This window comes from Mycolicibacterium obuense, assembly GCF_055397605.1.
In genome coordinates this window covers 3203625-3226155 of record NZ_AP043663.1, presented here as the reverse complement: position 1 = coordinate 3226155, position 22531 = coordinate 3203625, and the positions used below count along the sequence as shown (strand labels likewise).

The following is a 22531-nucleotide window of genomic DNA, read 5'->3' as shown; positions in this document are numbered from 1 at the left end:
CGGGAGCGGGTGGTAGGAAAGGGAGCGTGAGCGGTCCCCTGACACCCAGCGACGAGGTCGTGGACCTCGTCAGTTCCCTGATCCGCTTCGACACGTCGAACACCGGTGAGCTCGCCACCACCAAAGGGGAGGCCGAGTGCGCCCGCTGGGTCGCGAGTCAGCTCGAAGAGGTGGGCTACACCTGCGAGTACATCGAGGCAGGTGCGCCGGGCCGGGCCAACGTGTTCGCCCGCCTCGAGGGCGCCGACCGCTCCCGGGGCGCCCTGATGCTGCACGGGCACCTCGACGTGGTGCCGGCCGAGGCGTCCGACTGGAGCGTGCACCCCTTCTCCGGCGCCGTCGAGGACGGCTACGTGTGGGGCCGCGGTGCGGTCGACATGAAGGACATGTGCGGGATGATCATCGCGGTCGCCCGCCACTTCAAGCGGGCCGGCATCACCCCGCCCCGCGACCTGGTGTTCGCGTTCGTCTCCGACGAGGAGGCCGGCGGCAACTACGGCTGCAAGTGGCTGGTGGAGAACCGCCCCGATCTGTTCGAGGGCGTCACCGAGGCTGTCGGCGAGGTCGGCGGCTTCTCGCTCACCGTGCCGCGCCGCGACGGCGGCGACCGCCGCCTCTACCTCATCGAGACCGCCGAGAAGGCGATGATGTGGATGCGGCTGACCGCCCGCGGCCGCGCCGGGCACGGTTCGATGGTGCACGACGACAACGCCGTCACCGCCGTCGCCGAGGCCGTCGCCAAACTCGGCCGCCACCAGTTCCCGATCGTGTTGACCGAATCGGTCGAGCAGTTCCTCGCCGCTGTCAGCGAGGAGACCGGCTACACCTTCGACGCCACGTCGCCCGACATCGAGGGAGCGGTGGCCAAGCTCGGCGGCATCGCCCGCATCGTCGGCGCCACACTGCGCGACACCGCGAACCCGACGATGCTCAAGGCCGGTTACAAGGCCAACGTCATCCCCGCCACGGCCGAGGCCATGGTCGACTGTCGCGTGTTGCCCGGGCGGCTCGCCGCGTTCGAAAAAGAGGTCGACGAGATCATCGGCCCCGACGTCAAGCGTGAGTGGGTCACCGAATTGCCTTCGTACGAAACACCGTTCGACGGTGAGCTGCTCGAGGCGATGAACGGTGCCATCCTGGCCACCGATCCTGACGCGCGCACCGTGCCCTACATGCTCTCCGGTGGCACGGACGCCAAACACTTCGCCCGGCTGGGCATCCGCTGCTTCGGGTTCGCGCCGCTGCGGCTGCCGCCGGATCTCGATTTCGCCGCGTTGTTCCACGGCGTCGATGAACGGGTACCCGTCGACGCGTTGACCTTCGGCGCGCAGGTGCTCGAACACTTTCTCCTGCACAGCTGACAACCGACTGAAAGGACGCCTCTCGCATGGCTTTTGACTACGATCCCTACTCGTTTCTGCCTGAGCTGCCCACCTTCACGCTCACCTCGCAGTCGTTCCGAGACGGCGACACCTGGGGAAACGATCAGGTCAGCGGGATCATGGGCGCCGGCGGTGACGACGTGTCGCCCCAGCTGAGCTGGTCCGGCTTCCCCGAGGAGACCCGCAGCTTCGCGGTCACCGTCTACGACCCCGACGCGCCGACGGGCTCGGGATTCTGGCACTGGGCGGTGTTCAACCTGCCCGCCACGGTCACCGACCTGCCCGCCGGTGTCGGCGACGGCAGCAGCCAGGGTTTCCCCGGCGACGCGGTCACGCTGTCCAACGACGCCGGCCTCAAGCGCTTCATCGGTGCCGCCCCGCCGCCCGGACACGGACCCCACCGCTACATCGTCGCCGTGCACGCCGTCGACGTCGAGAAGCTCGATGTGCCCGAGGACGCCACGCCCGCCTATCTGGGCTTCAACCTGTTCAGCCATGCGATCGCGCGCGCGCTGATCACCGGCACCTACGAGAACGAGGGCTAACCCGTCCCTGAGTCGGCCCCAGAGCCGACGGCCTCGCTGAGGCTGCTGAAACCGTTGCGATGCAAGCGTTCTGCAACCCCGCGGTTGACCGATGCGGCCCACGAGCCGCCGCCGTAGACGAAGCCGGTGTAGCCTTGCAGCAGCGAGGCGCCCGCGGTGATGCGCTCCCACGCATCGTCGGCGGTCTCGATCCCGCCGACGCTGATCAACACCAGGGACTCGCCGACCCGCCGGTGCAGCCGCCGCAGAATCTCCAGAGAGCGGTGTGCCACCGGCGGTCCGGACACCCCGCCGGCTCCCAGCTCCGCGACCCCGGGCGTGCGCAAGCCGTCGCGCGAGATCGTGGTGTTGGTGGCGACGATCCCGGCGAGGCCGCAGGTCACGGCCAGATCGGCGACGGCATCGACGTCGTCGTCGGCGAGGTCGGGCGCGATCTTGACCAGCACCGGCGTCGACGTGGCGGCGACGACCGCGGTCAGGATCGGGCGCAGCGACTCGACCGACTGCAGGTCCCGCAGCCCGGGTGTGTTCGGTGAGCTGACGTTGACCACGAGGTAGCTGCCCAGCGGCCCGAGCAGCCGCGCGCAGTCCGCGTAGTCGTCGACCGCCTTCTCCGGCGGCGTCGTCTTGTTCTTGCCGATGTTGATCCCGATGGGCACCTGCGGGGTGGCCCGCGCCAGGGTGCGCACCAGTGCCGAGGCCCCCTGGTTGTTGAAGCCCATGCGGTTGAGCAACGCCCGATCCTCGGGCAGCCGGAACAGTCGCGGCGCCGGGTTGCCCGGCTGCGGTCGCGGCGTCACGGTACCGAGCTCGGCGTGGCCGAACCCCAGCGCGCCCCACGTGTTCGCGCCCAGCCCGTCCTTGTCGAATCCGGCGGCCAGCCCGAGCGGCGCGGGGAAGCGCACCCCGAACACCGTGCTCGCGAGTGCGGGATCATAGTCGGAGTACTTGCGCGCCACCATGTGTCGAGTGGCGCGAGGGGTGGTGGCGGCTCGGAGTGCGGCGAAGACGACGTGGTGGATCCGCTCGGGCGGAACCAGGAACATCGCGCGCCGCAGCGCTGCGTACATCACAGGGCCGGCTGATCGGGATTCTGCGTGGCGTCGCCACGCTTCTTTCGGCGCAGCAGCACTCGTCTGCTGCCGTCGGTGTAGAGCCGCACCCGGGTCAGCTCCCACCCGCGGTACTCCGCCTCGATCGACAGCCGCACCGACGCGCTCACCCTGGTCACATCGGGTGGCAGTCGCAACGGAATCCATTCGTATTCACCGGAATCCTCCGCGACGGCTTGACGCCACGTCGCCGGCATCCTGCCGCGTGAACCGGTGCTCATCGCTGCCCTCTGCTCTTCGCGCAAGCGCTCATCGCGCCGCCCCCGGGATCACCTGGACACCGCCACCCGTGCCGGACACCACGTAGAGGGTGTCCGACGCATCGTCGAAAGCCAGCGTGTTCGGTTGCTGCACGGTTCGATATCGCACCTTCTCGACGGGAATCCCAGTCGCCAGATCGTATCCAACGACCGTGTTGGTCGCCGTCTGGGCAACCCACGCGAGTCCCACTTTCTTCCCGCCCGACGCGGTCAGACCGTAGGGCGAGTCCGGCACCGGATAGCGCTGCCGCAACATCAGCGGGTCGACCCCGTAGACGAGCAGCTCGCCGCCCCGGGTGTCGGCGACCAGGACCCGACCGTTGGGGTCGGCGACCATCGTGGTGGCGCCGTCGCCGGCCCGCAGGGCCAGGTCTGCGCTGGTTCCCTCGGCGTTGAGACTGGTCACCGAGGTCTGCCCGCGGTCGAGCACCACCGCGGTGTCACCCTGGGTGACGATGCCGTCCACCCGGGCGAAGATCTTCAGCGACGCGGCGACCGTGTTGTCGGCGGCCAGCGTGTACACCGTCCCGCCGGCATCGCCGAGCACCATCCGGCCGTCGCCGCGCCGAGCGATCGCGGTGAACTCCGCGTCCTCGCGGCCGCTGACCGCGACGCGGGACAGCGCACGCGCCGCCACGTCCAGTACGGCGTAACCCCCGCGCACTGCCACCGCCACCCGCCCGGGTCCGTCGGCGGTCATCGCGGTGGCCCCACCGGGGAGCGGAACCGGGGCCTGCGCGCCGTTCGGGTCGATGATCGTCACCGTCGCGTGGTCCGGACGGTCGGCGCTCAGCACGACCAGCGCCCGAGTGGCCGGGTCGACGACGGCGGCAAATGCGCCGACAGGGGACGGCCGCACGGTGCCCGCGGGGGCTGCGGTCACGGTGGGCGAGTCGGCGGCGGCGGCCGGTGCGATGGTCGGCGGGGGCGCCTCCGACTTGTCGGACGAACATGCGGTGACCAGCAGGATTGCCAGCGTCACCACTGCGTGACGAAACGGCTGAGAAAGACGGTTTGAACGGCGCTGCAAGGGGTAGCTCTCCGTGGTGCGTTCAGATCTTGATCGAACAGCCAGTGTAGGCGCCGAGAAATTCGGGCCCGAAAAGGACTTTCGGCCCTATCCGCACGGTGCGAACGGCTCGGCGAGCGTATGGTACAGACCATGACGCTGGCCATGGATCGCGATGCGAGCCTTGACGGCTTCGTGCTCGAGGACATCATCACCGGGGTGCACGCCAGTGGCTACGGCCAGGTGGGCGACGGGCGCACCTTCTCGTTCCACCTCGAGCGCCTGTGGCTGGTCGTCGAGGTGTACCGGCCGCGGTTGCGCGGTCTGGTCCCGTCGAACGACGACATCGTCGCGATGGCCACCCGCAAGCTCACCGACATCGATCTGACGGATGAGCGGAGCATGACCGCGGCGGTGCGCGACGCCGTAGCCGGAGCGCGCCCGGTGGCGCGGAACGGACGCTGAGCCCGCTCCACGGTACGGTCTTCGACGTGACTGACGTCCCCGCCATGTCGTGGCTTCAGGTCGTTGTCCTCTCGGTCCTGCAGGGCCTGACGGAGTTCCTGCCGGTCTCCTCGTCGGGGCATCTGGCCATTGCGTCCCGGGTCTTCTTCGACGACGACGCCGGCGCCTCGTTCACCGCGGTGAGCCAGCTCGGGACCGAGGCGGCGGTGCTGCTGTACTTCGCCAAGGACATCGGGCGCATCCTGAAGGCCTGGTTCAACGGCCTCTTCGTCGCCGCGCATCGCAGCGCTGACTACTGGCTCGGCTGGTGGGTGATCATCGGCACGCTGCCGATCGGCATCATCGGCCTGCTGTTCAAGGACCAGATCCGCACCGGGGCGCGCAACCTCTGGCTGGTCGCCACCGCGCTGATCGTCTTCTCCGTCGTGATCGCCGCGGCGGAGTACTACGGCAGGCAGACCCGGCGGGTGGAACAGCTCACCTGGCGCGACAGCGTGATCGTCGGTCTGGCCCAGTGCCTCGCGTTGGTGCCGGGTGTCTCGCGCTCCGGTGCGACCATCAGCGCCGGCCTGTTCCTCGGGATGGACCGCGAACTGGCCGCGCGCTTCGGCTTCCTGCTCGCCATCCCCGCGGTGTTCGCCTCCGGGCTGTTCTCGCTGCCCGACGCGTTCGAGCCGGTGAGCGAGGGGATGAGCGCCACCGGCCCGCAGCTGCTGGTCTCCGTCCTGATCGCGTTCGTGGTCGGGTTCGCCGCGGTGGCCTGGTTCCTGCGGTTCCTGGTCCGCCACAGCATGTACTGGTTCGTGGGCTACCGCGTGGTGCTGGGCACGGTGGTGCTGATCCTGCTCGGTACCGGGGTGGTGGCAGCGACATGACGGTTCTGCTGCTGCGGCACGGGCGATCGACGTCGAACACCGCGCACACGCTGGCCGGCCGGTCCGAGGGCGTGGATCTCGACGATCGTGGCCGGGAGCAGGCGCAGGCGCTGGTCGAGCGGCTCGGTGAGCTGCCCATCCGCGCGATCGTGCGCTCGCCGCTGCTGAGGTGCGAGCGCACCGTCGAGCCGCTGGCGGCCGCGTTGGGCCTCGAGCCGGTCGTCGACGAGCGGATCGTCGAGGTCGATTACGGCTCCTGGACGGGGCGCACGATCGGCGAACTGGTCAAGGAGCCGTTGTGGGCGGTCGTGCAGCAGCAGCCCAGTGCGGCGGTCTTCCCCGACGGGGAGGGTCTGGCGTCGGTGCAGGCGCGCTCGGTGGCCGCGATCCGGGACCACGATCGCCGGCTGGCCACCGAGCACGGCGCCGACGTCCTGTGGGTGGCCTGCACGCACGGTGACGTCATCAAGTCGGTGTTGGCCGATGCGCTCGGCACGCACCTGGACAGCTTTCAGCGCATCAACGCCGACCCCGCGTCGGTCAGCGTCGTGCGGTACACGACGATCCGGCCGTTCGTGATCCACGTCAACCACACGGGCCCGGCGTTGAACTCGACGCTGACGGCGCCGCCGGCGTCGGACAAAACCGACGGGGAGAAGCCCGACGTCCCCAGTGGTGACGCCGTGGTCGGCGGTTCAGCGGGATGACCCGCGCAGGGTATTTTGGGCAGAGACATGTCCCGTGAAATCCACGTCTTCCGCACCCCCGACCGCTTCGTGGCCGGGACCGTCGGCGAACCCGGAAACCGGACGTTCTACCTGCAGGCGGTGCACGACACCCGTGTGGTCTCGGTGATGCTGGAAAAGCAGCAGGTGGCTGTGCTGGCCGAACGGATCGCGGCACTGCTGCTGGAGATCAACCGCCGCTTCGGCACGCCGATCCCGCCGGAGACCGGTGAGGTCGACGACCTGAGCCCGCTCGTGACGCCGGTGGATGCCGAGTTCCGGGTCGGCACGATGGGGTTGGGCTGGGATTCGGAGGCCCAGACGGTCGTCGTGGAGTTGCTCGCGGTCTCCGACACGGAGTTCGACGCGTCGGTGGTCCTCGACGACGCGGAGGACGGACCCGACGCGGTGCGGGTCTTCCTGACCCCCGAATCGGCCCGCCAATTCGCGGCCCGGTCGAATCGCGTCATCTCGGCGGGCAGGCCCCCGTGCCCGCTGTGTGACGAACCACTGGACCCCGAAGGCCACATCTGCGTCCGCACCAACGGCTACCGGCGCGGCGCGCTGGCCGGGTCCGACGATGACGACGACCTCTGAGGTCCTCGAGCGTGGTGAACTGAGTGTCCTCGGCCGCATCCGCTCCGCGAGTAACGCGACGTTCCTGTGCGAGGCGACGCTGGCCGAAGACGTGGTGCACTGTGTCTACAAGCCGGTGCGCGGTGAGGCTCCGCTCTGGGACTTCCCCGACGGAACCCTGGCCGGCCGCGAGGCGTCGTCGTATCTGATCTCCGAAGCGTTGGGCTGGAACCTGGTGCCGCACACCATCGTTCGCGACGGTCCCGCGGGCCCCGGCATGGTGCAGCGGTGGGTGGATCAGCCAGAGGACGGTGACGGGGACGCCGAGGCCGCGGAGCGCAGCGGTCCCGACCTCATCGACCTCGTCCCCGCAGGCAAGGTGCCGCCGGGGTTCCTGCCCATCCTGCAGGCCTACGATTACGCCGGCGACGAGGTCACCCTGGTGCACGCCGACGACGACCGGCTGCGCCGCCTCGCGGTGTTCGACGTGCTGATCAACAATGCCGACCGCAAGGGCGGGCACGTGCTGAGCGGTACAGACGGCCGCGTGTACGGCGTCGACCACGGTGTCACGCTGCACACCGAGGACAAGCTGCGCACCGTGCTGTGGGGATGGGCGGGCAAGCCGGTCGACGATGAGGCGCTGGCCGACATCGAGGCGCTCGGCGAGGCCCTGCGCGGCGATCTGGGTGCCGAGCTGTGCTGCCACGTCACCCCGCGGGAGGTTGCCGCGCTGCGCGCCAGAGTGGTTGCGCTGCTCCGTAATCCGGTGATGCCGACACCGGACCGGCGCCGCCCGATCCCGTGGCCGGCGTTCTGATGCGGTCCACTGATCCGGTGGAACCGACCGACGCAGCACTGGCCGCGACCGTGGCCGCCGAAGCCGGTGAGCTGCTGCTGTCGATGCGCACGCAGTACGGGTTCTACGACCCCTATGAACTCGGCGACGCCGGTGACAGGCGGGCCAACACGCTGATCCTGGATCGATTGCGCCGCGCCCGCCCCGGCGATGCGGTGCTCTCCGAAGAGGCCGCCGACGACGTCTCCCGCGTCCACGCCGACCGGGTGTGGATCGTCGACCCCGTGGACGGCACGCACGAGTACTCGATGCCGGGCCGGGCGGACTGGGCCGTCCACATCGCGCTGTGGCAGCGCACGTCCGATGGAGAGGGGGCGATCACCGATGCCGCGGTCGCCCTCCCCGCGCGTGGCGAGGTGTACCGCACGGACACCGTCACCGCGCCGCCGCCCCGCGCCGACGGACCGATCCGGATCACCGCCAGCGCCAGCCGGCCGCCGGCGGTGCTGTGGCGCATGCGCGACGAGCTCGACATCCAGCTGGTCCGGATCGGCTCCGCGGGCGCCAAGGCGATGGCCGTGGTTCGCGGCGACGTCGACGCCTACATCCACGCCGGTGGGCAGTGGGAGTGGGACTCGGCCGCGCCTGCCGGCGTGCTGTGGGCCGCCGGGCTGCACGCCACCCGTATCGACGGCTCGCCGCTGATCTACAACCGCCGTGACCCGTATCTGCCCGACCTTCTGATGTGCCGACCCGAAGTGGCCGGGCCGCTGCTCGGGGTCATCCAGTCGGCGCGCCGGCTCTGAACCGGTGACGAACCGGGGAATGAAACAGCCGGCGGCGTTGTCGCACACCCTGATGTCTAGAGTCGATGCCATGCAATCGTGGTCGGCGCCGAGTGTTCCGGTGCTCGCAGGTCGGGGTCCGCAGCTGCGGCTCTACGACAGCGCCGACCGTCAGGTGCGGCCGGTCAGCGCCGGTGACACCGCGACGATGTACGTGTGCGGGATCACCCCGTACGACGCCACGCACCTGGGCCATGCGGCCACGTATCTGACGTTCGACCTGGTGTACCGCGTCTGGCTCGATGCCGGCCACGACGTGCACTACGTGCAGAACATCACCGACGTGGACGATCCGCTGTTCGAACGCGCGGAGCGGGACGGCATCGGCTGGCGTGAGCTCGCCGACCGCGAAATCGACCTGTTCCGTGAGGACATGGCCGCGCTGCGCGTGGTGCCGCCCCGCGAGTACGTGGCCGCCACCGAAGCCGTCGACGAGGTGGTCGAGGTCACCGAGAAGCTGCTGGCCTCGGGTGCGGCCTACGTGGTCGACGATGCGCAGTACCCCGACGTCTACTTCCGGGCCGACGCCACGGTGCAGTTCGGCTACGAGTCGGGATACGACCGCGACACCATGCTGACGCTGTTCGCCGAGCGCGGCGGCGATCCCGACCGGCACGGTAAGGCCGATCCGCTCGACGCTCTGCTCTGGCGGGCGCAGCGGCCCGGGGAGCCCAGCTGGCCGGCGCCGTTCGGGCCGGGCCGGCCGGGCTGGCACGTCGAGTGTGCCGCGATCGCGCTGAGCCGCATCGGCACCGGGCTGGACATCCAGGGCGGGGGGAGCGATCTGATCTTCCCGCACCACGAGTTCTCCGCCGCCCACGCCGAATGTGTCACGGGGGAGCGACGATTCGCCCGCCACTACGTGCACGCCGGGATGATCGGCTGGGACGGTCACAAGATGAGCAAGAGCCGCGGCAACCTGGTGCTGGTGTCCCAGCTGCGCCGCGACGGGATCGACCCTGCTGCCATCCGGCTCGGCCTGTTCGCGGGCCACTACCGCGAAGACCGGTACTGGAGTCCCGCGGTCCTGGAGGAGGCGCAGCAGCGCCTGCACCGGTGGCGCAGCGCGACCGCGCTCGCCGGCGCGCCGGACGCCGCCGATGTCGTCGCTCGTGTCCGGCAATACCTCGCCGATGATCTGGACACCCCCAAAGCCCTTGCGGCTCTTGATGGTTGGGCAACCGATGCGCTGTCCTACGGTGGCCACGACGCCGCGGCGGGCGGCACGGTCGCGACGGCGGTCGACGCCCTGCTGGGCATCTCCCTGTGACATCCGCTGTTCTCTGACGCCCGTGGAGTAGGTTGCCGCCATGGGATCGGTGGCGGGTAAGACGGCGTTCATCACGGGCGGAGCACGGGGCATCGGCGCGGAAGTGGCGCGCCGGCTGCATGCCAGGGGTGCGAACGTGGTTCTCACCGATCTCGACGAAGGTCCGCTGACCGCGCTGGCCGCAGAGCTGGGCGGCGCGCGCGTGCACACCGAGATCGCCGATGTCCGCAGCCTGCCCGCGATGGAGGCCGCCGCCGCCGCGGCGATCGAGACGTTCGGCGGCATCGACATCGCGGTGGCCAACGCGGGCATCTCCGCCTACGGGTCGGTGTTGCAGGTCGATCCCGAGGCGTTCCGCACGTTGATGGATGTCAACGTGACCGGCGTCTTCTACACGGTGCGCGCGACGCTGCCCGCGGTGTTGGAACGGCGCGGCTACGTGCTGATCGTGTCGTCGCTCGCCGCCTATGCGGCCGCGCCCGGGCTGGCGCCGTACAACGCGTCGAAGGCCGCCGTCGAGCACTTCGCCAATGCGCTGCGCCTCGAGGTGGCCCACCGCGGCGTCGATGTCGGGTCTGCGCACATGTCGTGGATCGACACCCCGCTGGTGCAGGACGCCAAGAAGGACCTCTCGACCTTCGGGGAGATGCTGAGCAAGCTGCCGTATCCGCTCAGCACGACGACGTCGGTCGAAGCGTGCGGAAAGGCGTTCGTCGCCGGTATCGAGGGACGCAGACGCCAGGTGAACTGTCCCGGCTGGGTCGGGGCGATCCGACTGCTCAAACCGCTGCTGTCGACTCCGCTCGGTGAGCAGCCCGTCCGCAGGTTCGTCCCCGGCCTGCTGCCGCGGATGGATGCCCAGGTCGCGGCGCTCGGCCGGTCGATGAGCGCCCGCACCGAAGAACTGGAGACCCCGAGATGAAGATCAGAGCCCTGCTCACGATGGTCGCGATGATTCTGGTCGCCGGGTGCAGCGGAACCGCGAGCGACCAGCCGCAGTCGTCGTCGTCCTCGGCCGCGTCGACCCCGGCACCGGTGACCCCCGAGGAAGCCCGCGCGATCGCCAAGGAGGCCTACATCTACGGCTTCCCGATGGTCGACAACTACCGGGTGCAGTACACCTACTTCGTCGACAAGCAGAACCCGCAGTACAAGGGCGGCTGGAACGAGATCCACAACACCGCCCAGGTGTTCACACCGGCCGACACCACGATCCAGACACCCAACTCCGACACCCCCTACTCGGCCGTCGGGGCCGATCTGCGCACCGAGCCGCTCGTGCTGACCGTTCCGCCGATCCAGCAGGATCGCTACTACTCGCTGCAGTTCGTCGACGGCTACACCTACAACTTCGCCTATGTCGGCAGCCGCACCACCGGCAACGGCGGGGGCAAGTACCTGCTCGCCGGCCCGAACTGGAAGGGCGAGAAGCCCGCCGGGATCGACGAGGTGATCCGCTCGGACACCGAGCTCGCCATGGTGCTCTACCGCACGCAGCTGTTCGGACCGTCCGACATCGACGAGGTCAAGAAGATCCAGGCCGGCTACCAGGTGGCGCCGCTGTCGGTGTTCCTCAACCAACCCTCTCCCGCACCGGCGCCGGCGATCGACTTCGTGCCGCCGCTCACCCCCGATCAGCAGCGCACCTCGCCGCAGTTCTTCGAGATCCTGAACTTCGCGATGCGCTTCGCGCCGACGCTGCCCGAGGAGAAAGAGGTGCGGGAACGCTTCGCCCGCATCGGGATCGGACCCGCCGGCGACTTCGACGCGGAGAAGCTGAATCCCCAGATGCGCAGCGCGATCGAGGCAGGCATGGCCGACGCCTGGACGCAGCTCGACGCGTTGAAGAAGAACGACGTCGACACCGGCAAGGTCGGCTCTGCGCAGTTCTTCGGCAGCCGTCAGGACCTCAACGGCAATTACCTGTACCGAATGGCGGGCGCGGTGTTCGGCATCTACGGCAACACCGCCGCCGAGGCGCTGTATCCGAGCTTCACCAACGACTCGACCGGCGCCCCGCTGACCGGAGCCAACAATTACACGTTCCGCATCCCGAAAGGCCAGCTCCCGCCGGTCAATGCGTTCTGGTCGCTCACGATGTACGAGCTGCCGCAGAGTCTGCTCGTGGCCAACCCGATCAACCGCTATCTGATCAACTCGCCGATGCTGCCGTCGCTGGTGCCCGACGCCGACGGCGGCTACACGTTCTACGTGCAGAACGGTTCCCCCGGACTGGATCGCGAGTCGAACTGGCTGCCCGCGCCGAAGGGACCGTTCTCGCTGGTGCTGCGGCTGTACTGGCCCAAGCCCGACGCCCTGAACGGCACGTGGAAGCCGCCTCAGCCGGTGAAGGTCTAACCTGGCGGCGGTGAAACAGGCCGATCTGGTCCTCTCCGGTGGCGGAGTCAAGGGCATCGCGCTCGCCGGCGCGGTGGCGGCACTGGTCGAGGCGGATTACACCCCGCAGCGAGTGTCGGGCACGTCGGCCGGCGCGCTGGTCGGCTCCCTGGTGGCCGCGGCCGCCCAGCGCGGCGACCTGTCCTCGGCCCTGCTGGCCGACCTCGCCGTCAGCATCGACTACCGGCGGTTTCTGGACCCCGGCCCGATCGAACGCATCCCGGTGCTGGGTCCGGTGGCCGGCGTGCTCAGCGGCGACGGAATCTATCGTGGCGACGCCCTGCACCGCTGGATCGGTGAGCAGCTGGCCCGCTACGGCGTCGAGACGTTCGCCGATCTCGCGATCGACGATCCCGAGCTGCCACCCGAACGGCGCTATCGACTGGTGGTCACCGTCGCCGATGTCACGCGGGGCCTGCTCGTGCGCCTGCCCTGGGACTACCGGCGCGTCTACGGCCTCGACCCGGACCGACAGTCGGTCGCCGATGCGGTACGTGCCTCGACGGCCATCCCCTTCTTCTTCCGGCCCGCGACCGTGACCGCAGCCGACGGGCGTGAGTCGACGCTCGTCGACGGCGGGCTGCTGTCGAACTTCCCGATCGACTCGCTCGACCGCACCGACGGCGCGCCGCCGCGATGGCCGACGTTCGGGGTGACGCTGCTACCCACGCTGCCCGCGGACAACGAGCAGGTCATCCCGGCGCTGCGGCCGGTGCACCTGTTCGGCGGGCCGACCCTGCTCGAACAGGTGATCACCACGACCCTGGTCGGTCGCGACCAGGCTTATCTGGATCAGCCGTGGGTCAGCGCCCGCACGATCCGCATCGACACGGCCGACATCGGTGTGCTGGATTTCGGGCTGTCGACCCAGCAGAAGTCGGCACTCTACGACGACGGTGCACGGGCCGGCCGCGCCTTCCTGACCAGATGGAACTGGTCGGAGTACCTGGCGCGCTTCCGCTGAGTGCTACCGCCCTCGTCTGCGTAGATAGCGCTCGAACTCAGCGGCCAGCGCGTCACCGTCGATCTTGCCCAGCGCCTCGTTCATGTCGACCTCGGCGTCGCCGCGCTCTTCGAGGGACTGCACGTACTCGGCGATCTCGTCGTCCTCGGCGGTCATCTCACTGACCGCCTGCTCCCATTCCTCGGCCTGCGCGGGCAGGTCGGCCAACGGGACCTCGATGTCGAGGACGTCCTCAACGCGGCGCAGCAATGCCACGGTCGCTTTCGGATTGGGTGGCTGCGACACGTAGTGCGGCACTGCGGCCCAGAACGTCACCGCCGGGATTCCGGCCTGCACACAGGCGTCCTGGAACACGCCGGCGATCCCGGTCGGCCCCTCGTAGCGGGTCTCCTCGAGGCCGAACGTCTTCGCCGAATCGGAGGAGTAGGCCGCACCGGACACCGGGACCGGGCGGGTGTGCGGGGTGTCGGCGAGCAGCGCGCCCAGGATCACCACGGTCTGCACGTTGAGCTTGTCGGCGATCGCCAGCAGTTCCGCGCAGAAGGTGCGCCACCGCATGTTCGGTTCCACACCGTGCATCAGCACGATGTCGCGATCCGCGCCCGGCGGCCGGCAGTGCGAGATCCGCATCGACGGCCACACCAGCTCGCGGGTCACGCCGTTGACCTGGCGGATCACCGGCCGGTTGACCTGATAGTCGTAATAGGACTCGTCGTCGATCTCGACGATCGTGTCCGCTTCCCAGATCGCGTCGAGGTGTTCGACAGCATCGCTGGCCGCGTCACCCGCGTCGTTCCAGCCCTCGAAGGCAGCGACGACGATCGTGTCGCGCAGGTCGGGCAGGTCAGGTCGCTTGGGACCGCCGAAATCCGGGTGGGTCACCAATCCAGCCTAAGCCCTCCGGGGGCCAGATGACGGGCATCGACCCGCCCCCGGCGCCTGCCTGTGGGCCGATGAGGAAATAGGCTCGTCGGCACACGGGTTGATCCCCTGCAGGCCACCGCCCACAGGCGTCCAGAAGTCGGTTGAACGACGACGTAGACTCATCCAGGTCGAGAGGCGTTGCAACGGGTCCGGTCTCCTGCGCCGGTATCCGCCACGCTCGGCAGAGTCAAGGACGCCTTCCGTCATGGAAGGAGTGCACGTGACCGCTGTGACATCAGAGACGACGAGCACTGCAGCATCCGAGTTCACGCCGAACATCCGTCCGGACTGCACCGAAGAACTGCAGGCTGCGCTGCGCGAACGCATCCTGGTGATCGACGGTGCGATGGGTACCGCGATCCAGCGCGACCGGCCCGACGAGGCGGGATACCGCGGTGACCGGTTCACCGAGTGGCCGACCGCGCTGCAGGGCAACAACGATCTGCTGACCCTGACGCAGCCGCAGATCATCGAGGGCATCCACCGCGAGTACCTGGAAGCGGGCGCCGACATCCTCGAGACCAACACGTTCAACGCGAACGCGGTATCGCTCGCCGACTACGACATGTCGGACTTCAGCTACGAGCTGAACTATGCGGGCGCCGCTCTGGCGCGGGCGGCCGCCGACGAGTTCAGCACCCCGGAGCGGCCCCGTTACGTGGCCGGCGCGATCGGGCCGACGACGCGGACCGCGTCGATCTCGCCCGACGTCAACGACCCCGGCGCACGCAACGTCTCCTACGACCAGCTGGTCGCCGCGTACCTCGAGGCGGCCAACGGCCTGGTCGACGGCGGTTCTGATCTGCTGATCATCGAGACGATCTTCGACTCGCTGAACGCCAAGGCCGCGGTGTTCGCCGTGGAGACGCTGTTCGAGCAGCGCGGTCGCCGCTGGCCGCTGATCATCTCGGGCACCATCACCGATGCGTCCGGCCGGACGCTGTCCGGTCAGGTCACCGAGGCCTTCTGGAACGCGATCCGGCATGCCCGGCCGCTCGCGGTGGGGTTGAACTGCGCGCTGGGTGCCCCCGAGATGCGGCCCTACATTGCCGAGGTGGCCCGCATCGCCGACACGTTCGTGTCCTGCTACCCGAACGCCGGTCTGCCCAACGCGTTCGGTGAGTACGACGAATCGCCCGAGCGACAGGCCTCCTACATCGCCGAGTTCGCCGAGGCGGGCCTGGTCAACCTCGTCGGCGGCTGCTGTGGCACCGCGCCGCCGCACATCGCCGAGATCGCGAAGGTCGTCGACGGCAAGGCGCCTCGTCAGCTGCCCGAGATCCCCGTCGCGACCCGGCTGTCGGGCCTCGAGCCGCTCAACATCAGCGAAGACTCGTTGTTCGTCAACATCGGTGAGCGCACGAACATCACCGGCTCGGCCCGGTTCCGCAACCTGATCAAGGCCGAGGACTACGACAGCGCGCTGTCGGTGGCGCTGCAGCAGGTCGAGGTCGGTGCGCAGGTCATCGACATCAACATGGACGAAGGCATGATCGACGGCGTCGCCGCGATGGATCGCTTCACCAAGCTGATCGCGGCCGAACCCGACATCAGCCGGGTGCCGGTGATGATCGACTCCTCGAAGTGGGAGGTCATCGAGGCGGGCCTGAAGAACGTGCAGGGCAAGCCGATCGTGAACTCGATCTCGCTGAAAGAGGGCGAGGAGAAGTTCGTCCGCGAGGCGCAGCTGTGCCGCAAGTACGGCGCGGCCGTGGTCGTGATGGCCTTCGACGAGCAGGGCCAGGCCGACAACCTGGAGCGCCGCAAGGAGATCTGCGGGCGCGCCTACCGCATCCTGACCGAGGAGGTCGGCTTCCCGGCCGAGGACATCATCTTCGACCCGAACTGCTTCGCGCTGGCCACCGGCATCGAGGAGCACGCGACCTACGGCATCGACTTCATCGAGGCGTGCGCCTGGATCAAGGAGAACCTGCCGGGCGTGCACATCTCCGGCGGCATCTCGAACGTCTCGTTCTCGTTCCGAGGCAACAACCCGGTGCGCGAGGCGATCCACGCAGTGTTCCTGTTCCACGCCATCAAGGCCGGTCTGGACATGGGCATCGTCAACGCCGGTGCGCTGGTGCCGTACGACTCGATCGACCCCGAGCTGCGGGACCGGATCGAAGACGTCGTGCTGAACCGGCGCGAGGACGCTGCGGAGCGGCTGCTGGAGATCGCCGAGCGGTTCAACAAAACGGAGAAGGGTGAGGACCCGGCAGCGGCGGAGTGGCGCTCGTTGCCGGTGCGCGAGCGCATCACCCACGCTCTGGTCAAGGGCATCGACGCCCACGTCGACGATGACACCGAGGAGCTGCGCGCCGAGATCGACGCGGCCGGCGGACGGCCGATCGAGGTCATCGAGGGCCCGCTGATGGACGGCATGAACGTCGTCGGAGACCTCTTCGGCTCCGGCAAGATGTTCCTGCCCCAGGTGGTGAAGTCGGCCCGCGTGATGAAAAAGGCTGTCGCCTACCTGCTTCCGTTCATCGAGGCGGAGAAGGAAGCCAACGGTGCCGCGGCCGCGAAGGACACCAACGGCACGATCATCATGGCGACCGTCAAGGGCGACGTCCACGACATCGGCAAGAACATCGTCGGGGTGGTGCTGCAGTGCAACAACTACGAGGTGATCGACCTCGGCGTGATGGTGCCCGCGGCCAAGATCCTGGAGGCCGCGAAGGAACACGACGCGGACATCATCGGGCTGTCGGGACTGATCACGCCGTCGCTGGACGAGATGGTCAACTTCGCCGTCGAGATGGAGCGTGAAGGCCTGGAGATCCCGCTGCTGATCGGCGGGGCCACCACGTCGCGGGCGCACACGGCCGTCAAGGTCGCGCCGCGGCGCAGCGGTCCGGTGGTGTGGGTGAAGGACGCGTCGCGGTCGGTGCCGGTGGCGGCCGCGCTGCTCGACGACAAGCAGCGGCCGGCCCTGCTCGAGGCCACCGCCAAGGACTACGCCTCACTGCGTGAGCGGCACGCCCAGAAGAACGAGCGGCCGATGCTGACCCTGGAGAAGGCGCGTGCCAACCGGACGCCGATCGACTGGGACGGGTACACGCCACCGGTCCCGGCGCAGGGCCTCGGGGTGCGGGAGTTCCTGGACTACGACCTGGCCGAGCTGCGCGAGTACATCGACTGGCAGCCGTTCTTCAACGCCTGGGAGATGAAGGGCCGGTTCCCCGACATCCTGAACAACCCGGCGTCAGGTGAGGCGGCCCGCAAGCTGTACGAGGACGCCCAGGAGATGCTCGACACCGCGATCAAGGAGAAGTGGCTGACCGCCAGCGGGGTCATCGGCTTCTTCCCCGCGAACGCCGTCGGTGACGACGTCGAGGTCTACACCGACGACACCCGCACCGAGGTGCTGACCACGCTGCGTAACCTGCGTCAGCAGGGTGAGCACCGCGACGGGATCCCGAACCGCAGCCTCGGCGACTTCATCGCGCCGAAAGACACCGGGTTGGCCGACCACGTCGGTGCGTTCGCCGTCACCGCCGGGCTGGGCAGCGGGGACAAGATCGCCGAGTTCAAGAAGGCCAACGACGACTACAGCGCGATCCTGCTGGAGTCGCTGGCCGACCGGCTCGCCGAGGCGTTCGCCGAGCGGATGCATCAGCGGGTGCGCCAGGAGTTCTGGGGCTACCAGCCCGACGAACAGCTCGACAACGCCGATCTGATCGGCGAGAAATACGTCGGAATCCGTCCCGCGCCAGGCTATCCCGCCTGCCCGGAGCACACCGAGAAGGTGACGCTGTTCGATCTGCTCGACGTCACCGCGCGCACCGGTATCGAGCTGACCGAGTCGATGGCGATGTGGCCCGGCGCCGCGGTCAGCGGCTGGTACTTCTCGCATCCGCAGTCGCAGTACTTCGTGATCGGTCGGCTGGCCCAGGATCAGGTCGCGGACTACGCCCGGCGCAAGGGCTGGACGCTGGCCGAGGCCGAACGCTGGCTGGCCCCGAATCTGGGCTACAACCCGGAGGACTGATCAGGTGGCGAAGGTGTTCGCCGGGCTCGACGAGTCGCTGCGCGAGTTCATCGCCGCCCAGGCGATGTTCTTCGTGGCGACCGCGCCGTCGGCGGAAGGTCGGATCAATCTGTCGCCCAAGGGATATCGTGACACGTTCGCGATCCTCGACGACCGGACCGTGGCGTACCTCGACCTGTTCGGCAGCGGTGCCGAGACGATCGCCCATCTGCGGGACAACGGGCGCATCACCGTGATGTTCTGCTCGTTCACCCGGCAGTCACGCATCCTGCGGCTGTACGGCACCGGGCGGGTGGTGCGTCCGGACGATGCCGAGTTCGGGCGCGTCGCTTCGTGTTTCGACGGGGAGCATCCAGGGGTGCGATCCGCCGTCGTCATCGACGTCGAACGCATCGCCGACGCGTGCGGATTCGCGGTGCCCTACTACGAACTCGTCGGCGAGCGGCCGGTCCTCGACGACTACCACGCGACGGTGACCGAGGAGAAATTCGCGCGGCGCATCGCCGGGGACAACGGCCGCAGCATCGACGGCCTCCCGGCGCTGGAGCCCGATCATCCGCTGCCGCGTCAGTCGTCGTAGCTGGTGACGTTGTCGGTGACGGCGTTGCGGGGGATGTCGAGGAAGTTGGCCGCAAACGTCGGGTCGGCGTAACCGATGCAGATGCCGCACAACAGGTCCAGATCATCGGGGATGTCGAGGACCTCACGTGTGACATCCGGGTACAGCGCGGTGGAGACCTGCACGCACGAGTCGATGCCGCGGTCGGTGAGGGCCAGCAGCAGGGTCTGCAGGAACATCCCGACGCCGAGCGCGTCGGGCAGCCCGAGATCGCGGTGCATGCAGACGATTCCGGCGACGGGGGCACGAAAGAAGTCCCAGTTGCGCAGCTGCGCGTTCCAGCGGCCCTCGGCGTCGTCCCGTGCGACCCCCATCGCGCCGTAAACCAGTGCACCGAGTTGGCGGCGCAGGTGGCTGTGCGACTCGGGGATGCCCATCGTGGGCGGACGGCTCTGCCGCACCGCGGCGGCGAGTGCCGCGGCGAGGCGGTCGCGCCGGTCGCCGGTGGCCAGGAACAGCCGCCACGGCTGCACATTCGAGTTCGACGGCGCCCGCATCGCGAGGGTGAGCGCCTCGTCGAGCAGCTCGCGCGGAACAGGTTTGTCGGGCAGGAACATTCGGGTCGAGTGTCGGCGCCGGATGATCTGGTCGAGTGGAGAATCGAAGGGGGACACGGTGCCTACTAGGAGATCGCGGGCACGCGGCGGTCCTTGCGTGCCTCGAGTTCGGCGTCATCGACCAGCACGAACATCTCGACCCCGGTGCGGCACAGCATGGTGACCAGGAACCGTAGCGGCGTGTCGTCGCGATGGTTGCCGTCGGAATAGTGGATGACGTCACCGCCGGGTTCCCAGAATGCCTCGCCGGCGGTGATGACGCGCGGTGCCTCGCCTTCGAGTTCGAACCACATCTCACCCTCGAGGACGTACCCGAAGCACGGGCCGCCGGGGTGGCGGTGCGGCGGTGCGCCCGTGTCGCCGGGTCCCCATTCGATGACGGCGGTCATCGCCTCCGCGCCGTGTGGGATCTGTGGCGGCGTGACCGACTGCACGACCGTCATCGCGGTCATGAGTCTCTGTATCTGGTCGGATTTCTGGTCGGACATGCTGGCCTCTTTCGCTGTCGTCGGTCTCTGATTCGAATCCGCGGTGGCGGGTGTCAGGGGGCAGGGGCGTGCCGCGGAAGGCAGACGGTGACGCGGGTGTCTCCCGGTGCCGACTGCACCTCGATGTGGCCGCGGTGCTGGTTGACGACGATGTCCCAGGCCAGGTCCAGTCCCAGTCCGGAACCGGAGCCGACCGGCTTGGTGGTGAAGAACGGGTCGAACACCCGCCCGATGATCTCGGCGGGGATGCCCGGGCCGTCGTCGCAGATCTCCACCCGGAGCCTGTCCTCACTGTCCGCGCGCGTCCGCACCGTCAGCGTGCCCTCGCCGCCCATCGCATCGATGGCGTTGTCGATGATCGTGGTCCACACCTGATTGAGATCAGCGGGATAGCAACAGATCTCGGGCAGGCTGAAGTCGAGGTCCTTCACCAGGGTGATCGATGCCCCCTTGCCCGCCATCGCAATCCGGTCGCCGAACATCACCATCGTGTTGCGCAGCATCTCGTGCACGTCGATGCACTGGTACGGACCGCGATCGAGCTGGGAGTAGGTTTTCGCGCCGTCGACGAGCGCGGCGATGCGTCGGCCGGCCTCGGTGATCTCCCGGATCCGCAGCTCCACCGCGGCGACGGACTGCAACCAGGGCACGGCGTGGCGCAGGGCATCGTGATCTCCGGCGAGTCGCCGCGCGAGCTCCGACAACCAGTCGACGTCGAACCCGGCCTCGACGAAGGTGGCGGCGCGATCCCAGCTGTCGTCGATGTCGTGATCGTCGAGCCACGCGCCCACGGCGTCTTCGGTGTCCGCGACGCTCAGCGCCGTGGCGGCCGGCCGGTCCGGTCTGTTCGCGTGCTCGACCACTTCGTCCTGCAGCACCGTCAGTGACTGCAGTGTGTCGGCGGCCGGCCCGGTCTGCACCAGGTGGGCCAGTCCGCGCCGCATCGCGGCCACGTCGTCGTGCAGATTCGCCGCGGCGCGCAGCACCGCGGCGGCCGGATTGTTGAGCTGGTGGGTCAGCCCCGCGGTCAGGGTGCGCAAGGCCAGCAACCGCTCGCGATGCGCGAGGAGTCGCTCCTCCCGGTCACGGCGGACCCGCTGGCCCGCGACGAGATGGATGGCCATGGGGAACTGGGTGGTGATGAAGTGCGCGAACACTTCGGCGCTGAGCACCAGCAGACGCGACGGGCGCGTCAGCCGCGCCGAAACCTCATAGGACTGGTCGACGTCGGGGATGTGCGCCGACCATGCTCCGAAGAATGCGCCGCGCTGGGTCGTGCGGTGTGTCTCGACGTCGACGCCTGCGGACTGCCGGGACAGGACGACCTCGCCGTCGAGCAGGACGTAGAGGCAGGAGGCGGGCGCCCCCTCGACGCACACGGGGCCTGCGGGCAGTGTGGTGACACGTCCACCGCGGCAGAGCATCTGCAGCTGATCGTCCGACAGGTGCTCGAACAGGAACAGGTCTCGCACTTCGTCGAGGACGATTGCACCGCCTGTCATCTCGCGGCCTGCGCCTCGTGCGCCGCGCGGGCGATCCTGCGGCGCCGACCGCCGCCTCGGGGCCAGAAGTAACTGCCCGGGCTGCGTGCCTCCTTGCGCAGGAACGTGACGGTGCCCGCGCACACCGCCTCCTTGATCGCGGCGGCAGCGCGGCCACCGAGATGCGCGGGCACGGCGATGTCGTCGAAGCGAGACAGCTGGATCGTGCCGGCGCGACGGCCCACGCTGATGCACTGTCCGACGGAAGCCGGGTTGATGGCGCGTGGCGTGGCCCCGTCGAGACGGGCCAGCACCGTGTCCGCGGCACAGGCCGCCAGCGGCATGGCCAGCTGGCAGCTCATCCGCAGCGGCACCCCCGAGGGGCTGGCCGCATCGCCGGCGGCGACGATCGACGGATCGTCCATGCAGGTGAGCGTTTCGTCGGTCAGCAACCGGCCGAGCCGGTCGGTACGCAGCCCGCTCGCGGCGGCCAGCCCCGGCACCCCGAAACCCGCTGTCCACACCGTCGCGGCACTCGGAAGGCGACGGCCGTCGCTCAGGACGACATGATCGGCCGCCACCGCCGCAACCGCGGCGCCGTCGACGACGGTCACGCCGAGCCGGGTCAGGCGCTTGGTGACCGATCGGCGTCCGCCCCTTGCCAGCGACGGGCCGACGACGTCGGTGACGAGGGTGACGTGCCGGCCGGTCTCGGCGAGTTCGCCGGCCGCTTCGATGCCGGTGAGGCCACCGCCGACGACGACGATCGGCGCGTCCGTCGGCGTCTCGGCCAGCCGCGCGGTGAGGTGCCGGGCCGTCTCCCATTCGCCGAGGGGATAGGCGAACCGATCGGCGCCGGGCACTGTCGCCGGAACCGGTGCGGTGCTGCCGACGGAGTAGACGAGGTAGTCGTAAGTCAGGGGCTCGCCCGAACGCAGGTGCACCTGATGCGCGTCGGCGTCGATCCGTTCGGCGGTGTCGACGACCAGCCGGACTGTCTCGGCGAGCACCGAGGCGAATTCATCGGTGGCAGAGTGGTTTCCGACGATGAGCTGATGCAGCCGAATGCGCTCGACGAACATCGGCCGCGGATTGACCAGCGTGATGTCGACATCGCCGCGCTGGCTGAGGCGGTTGGCGGCAAGCACGCCGGCGTAACCGCCGCCGATCACGACGATGCGGGTCGCGGTCATTCTGTCTCCTCGGGTGGTGGGGCATCCCTGACTCTGGCACCGTCGCCATCGGGC

22 protein-coding genes are annotated in these 22531 nt (G+C 69.0%); 14 read left to right on the top strand and 8 right to left on the bottom strand.

The window, feature by feature from the left end:
- Positions 1–26: 26 nt before the first annotated feature.
- A complete protein-coding gene (locus ACZ50N_RS15275) occupies positions 27–1361 on the top strand; it encodes a M20/M25/M40 family metallo-hydrolase (protein WP_048422655.1) in 1335 nt (444 codons plus the stop codon).
- Between the two features lie 26 nt (positions 1362–1387).
- Complete coding sequence (locus tag ACZ50N_RS15270; protein WP_048422656.1) at positions 1388–1927, top strand: YbhB/YbcL family Raf kinase inhibitor-like protein; 540 nt, start codon at positions 1388–1390, stop codon at positions 1925–1927.
- Here the strand turns inward: ACZ50N_RS15270 and ACZ50N_RS15265 are convergent.
- The 3 genes from ACZ50N_RS15265 to ACZ50N_RS15255 are packed head-to-tail and all read right to left on the bottom strand — an operon-like array spanning position 1924 to position 4329.
- A complete protein-coding gene (locus ACZ50N_RS15265; RefSeq protein ID WP_048422657.1) occupies positions 1924–2997 on the bottom strand; it encodes a quinone-dependent dihydroorotate dehydrogenase in 1074 nt (357 codons plus the stop codon). The genes ACZ50N_RS15270 and ACZ50N_RS15265 overlap by 4 nt on opposite strands.
- Complete coding sequence (locus ACZ50N_RS15260; RefSeq protein WP_046363262.1) at positions 2997–3260, bottom strand: DUF5703 family protein; 264 nt, start codon at positions 3258–3260, stop codon at positions 2997–2999. The genes ACZ50N_RS15265 and ACZ50N_RS15260 overlap by 1 nt, the downstream gene beginning before the upstream one ends.
- Positions 3261–3288: 28 nt before the next feature.
- On the bottom strand, positions 3289–4329 hold the full coding sequence (locus ACZ50N_RS15255) for a YncE family protein (protein ID WP_419196960.1): 1041 nt from the start codon (positions 4327–4329) through the stop codon (positions 3289–3291).
- Positions 4330–4461: 132 nt separating this feature from the next.
- Here ACZ50N_RS15255 and ACZ50N_RS15250 point away from each other — a divergent pair, with 132 nt between their 5' ends.
- The 10 genes from ACZ50N_RS15250 to ACZ50N_RS15205 all read left to right on the top strand — a co-directional run bounded on the left by ACZ50N_RS15250 (position 4462) and on the right by ACZ50N_RS15205 (position 13224).
- Positions 4462–4773 carry a hypothetical protein gene (locus ACZ50N_RS15250; RefSeq protein WP_046363275.1) on the top strand — a complete coding sequence of 104 codons (312 nt, stop codon included), beginning with the start codon at positions 4462–4464 and terminating at the stop codon, positions 4771–4773.
- 44 nt (positions 4774–4817) lie between these two features.
- Positions 4818–5648: an undecaprenyl-diphosphate phosphatase gene (locus ACZ50N_RS15245; RefSeq protein ID WP_048422659.1), complete on the top strand. Its 831-nt coding sequence runs from the start codon at positions 4818–4820 to the stop codon at positions 5646–5648.
- On the top strand, positions 5645–6355 hold the full coding sequence (locus ACZ50N_RS15240; protein ID WP_046363265.1) for a histidine phosphatase family protein: 711 nt from the start codon (positions 5645–5647) through the stop codon (positions 6353–6355). The genes ACZ50N_RS15245 and ACZ50N_RS15240 overlap by 4 nt, the downstream gene beginning before the upstream one ends.
- A gap of 27 nt (positions 6356–6382) precedes the next feature.
- Positions 6383–6970 carry an Rv2134c family protein gene (locus ACZ50N_RS15235; protein ID WP_046363266.1) on the top strand — a complete coding sequence of 196 codons (588 nt, stop codon included), beginning with the start codon at positions 6383–6385 and terminating at the stop codon, positions 6968–6970.
- Positions 6954–7769, top strand: coding sequence for an Rv2133c family protein (locus tag ACZ50N_RS15230; protein ID WP_046363267.1), 816 nt, complete (start codon positions 6954–6956; stop codon positions 7767–7769). The genes ACZ50N_RS15235 and ACZ50N_RS15230 overlap by 17 nt, the downstream gene beginning before the upstream one ends.
- Entirely contained in the window at positions 7769–8554 is a 786-nt protein-coding gene (locus tag ACZ50N_RS15225) for a 3'(2'),5'-bisphosphate nucleotidase CysQ (protein ID WP_046363276.1), read from the top strand. Before ACZ50N_RS15230 ends, ACZ50N_RS15225 begins: the two co-directional genes overlap by 1 nt.
- A gap of 70 nt (positions 8555–8624) precedes the next feature.
- The gene (gene mshC, locus ACZ50N_RS15220; RefSeq protein WP_046363268.1) at positions 8625–9863 is read left to right on the top strand and encodes a cysteine--1-D-myo-inosityl 2-amino-2-deoxy-alpha-D-glucopyranoside ligase; all 1239 of its coding nucleotides are present in this window, start codon (positions 8625–8627) and stop codon (positions 9861–9863) included.
- A gap of 40 nt (positions 9864–9903) precedes the next feature.
- A complete protein-coding gene (locus ACZ50N_RS15215) occupies positions 9904–10785 on the top strand; it encodes an SDR family oxidoreductase (protein WP_048422661.1) in 882 nt (293 codons plus the stop codon).
- Positions 10782–12221 (top strand): DUF1254 domain-containing protein, encoded by a 1440-nt coding sequence (locus tag ACZ50N_RS15210; RefSeq protein WP_464473198.1) that lies wholly within the window; start codon positions 10782–10784, stop codon positions 12219–12221. The genes ACZ50N_RS15215 and ACZ50N_RS15210 overlap by 4 nt, the downstream gene beginning before the upstream one ends.
- 10 nt (positions 12222–12231) lie before the next feature.
- The gene (locus tag ACZ50N_RS15205) at positions 12232–13224 is read left to right on the top strand and encodes a patatin-like phospholipase family protein (RefSeq protein ID WP_082164012.1); all 993 of its coding nucleotides are present in this window, start codon (positions 12232–12234) and stop codon (positions 13222–13224) included.
- Positions 13225–13227: 3 nt separating this feature from the next.
- Here ACZ50N_RS15205 and ACZ50N_RS15200 read toward each other — a convergent pair whose 3' ends face one another.
- On the bottom strand, positions 13228–14106 hold the full coding sequence (locus ACZ50N_RS15200) for a PAC2 family protein (RefSeq protein ID WP_464473197.1): 879 nt from the start codon (positions 14104–14106) through the stop codon (positions 13228–13230).
- A 247-nt stretch (positions 14107–14353) separates the two neighbouring features.
- On the opposite strand from ACZ50N_RS15200, the gene metH reads away from it, so the two are divergent.
- Together metH and ACZ50N_RS15190 are read left to right on the top strand one after the other, a co-directional pair.
- The gene (gene metH / locus ACZ50N_RS15195; RefSeq protein WP_082164014.1) at positions 14354–18139 is read left to right on the top strand and encodes a methionine synthase; all 3786 of its coding nucleotides are present in this window, start codon (positions 14354–14356) and stop codon (positions 18137–18139) included.
- Positions 18140–18143: 4 nt separating this feature from the next.
- Positions 18144–18719: a pyridoxamine 5'-phosphate oxidase family protein gene (locus ACZ50N_RS15190; RefSeq protein ID WP_133413830.1), complete on the top strand. Its 576-nt coding sequence runs from the start codon at positions 18144–18146 to the stop codon at positions 18717–18719.
- Here ACZ50N_RS15190 and ACZ50N_RS15185 read toward each other — a convergent pair.
- The 4 genes from ACZ50N_RS15185 to ACZ50N_RS15170 are packed head-to-tail and all read right to left on the bottom strand — an operon-like array spanning position 18707 to position 22477.
- Positions 18707–19372, bottom strand: coding sequence for a nitroreductase (locus tag ACZ50N_RS15185; protein ID WP_269083508.1), 666 nt, complete (start codon positions 19370–19372; stop codon positions 18707–18709). The two genes, ACZ50N_RS15190 and ACZ50N_RS15185, sit on opposite strands and share 13 nt — an antisense overlap.
- 8 nt (positions 19373–19380) lie before the next feature.
- Positions 19381–19803 carry a cupin domain-containing protein gene (locus tag ACZ50N_RS15180; RefSeq protein ID WP_464473196.1) on the bottom strand — a complete coding sequence of 141 codons (423 nt, stop codon included), beginning with the start codon at positions 19801–19803 and terminating at the stop codon, positions 19381–19383.
- Between the two features lie 53 nt (positions 19804–19856).
- Positions 19857–21305, bottom strand: coding sequence for an ATP-binding protein (locus tag ACZ50N_RS15175; RefSeq protein WP_464473195.1), 1449 nt, complete (start codon positions 21303–21305; stop codon positions 19857–19859).
- Complete coding sequence (locus tag ACZ50N_RS15170; RefSeq protein ID WP_464473194.1) at positions 21302–22477, bottom strand: NAD(P)/FAD-dependent oxidoreductase; 1176 nt, start codon at positions 22475–22477, stop codon at positions 21302–21304. The genes ACZ50N_RS15175 and ACZ50N_RS15170 overlap by 4 nt, the downstream gene beginning before the upstream one ends.
- Between the last annotated feature and the right edge of the window lie 54 nt (positions 22478–22531).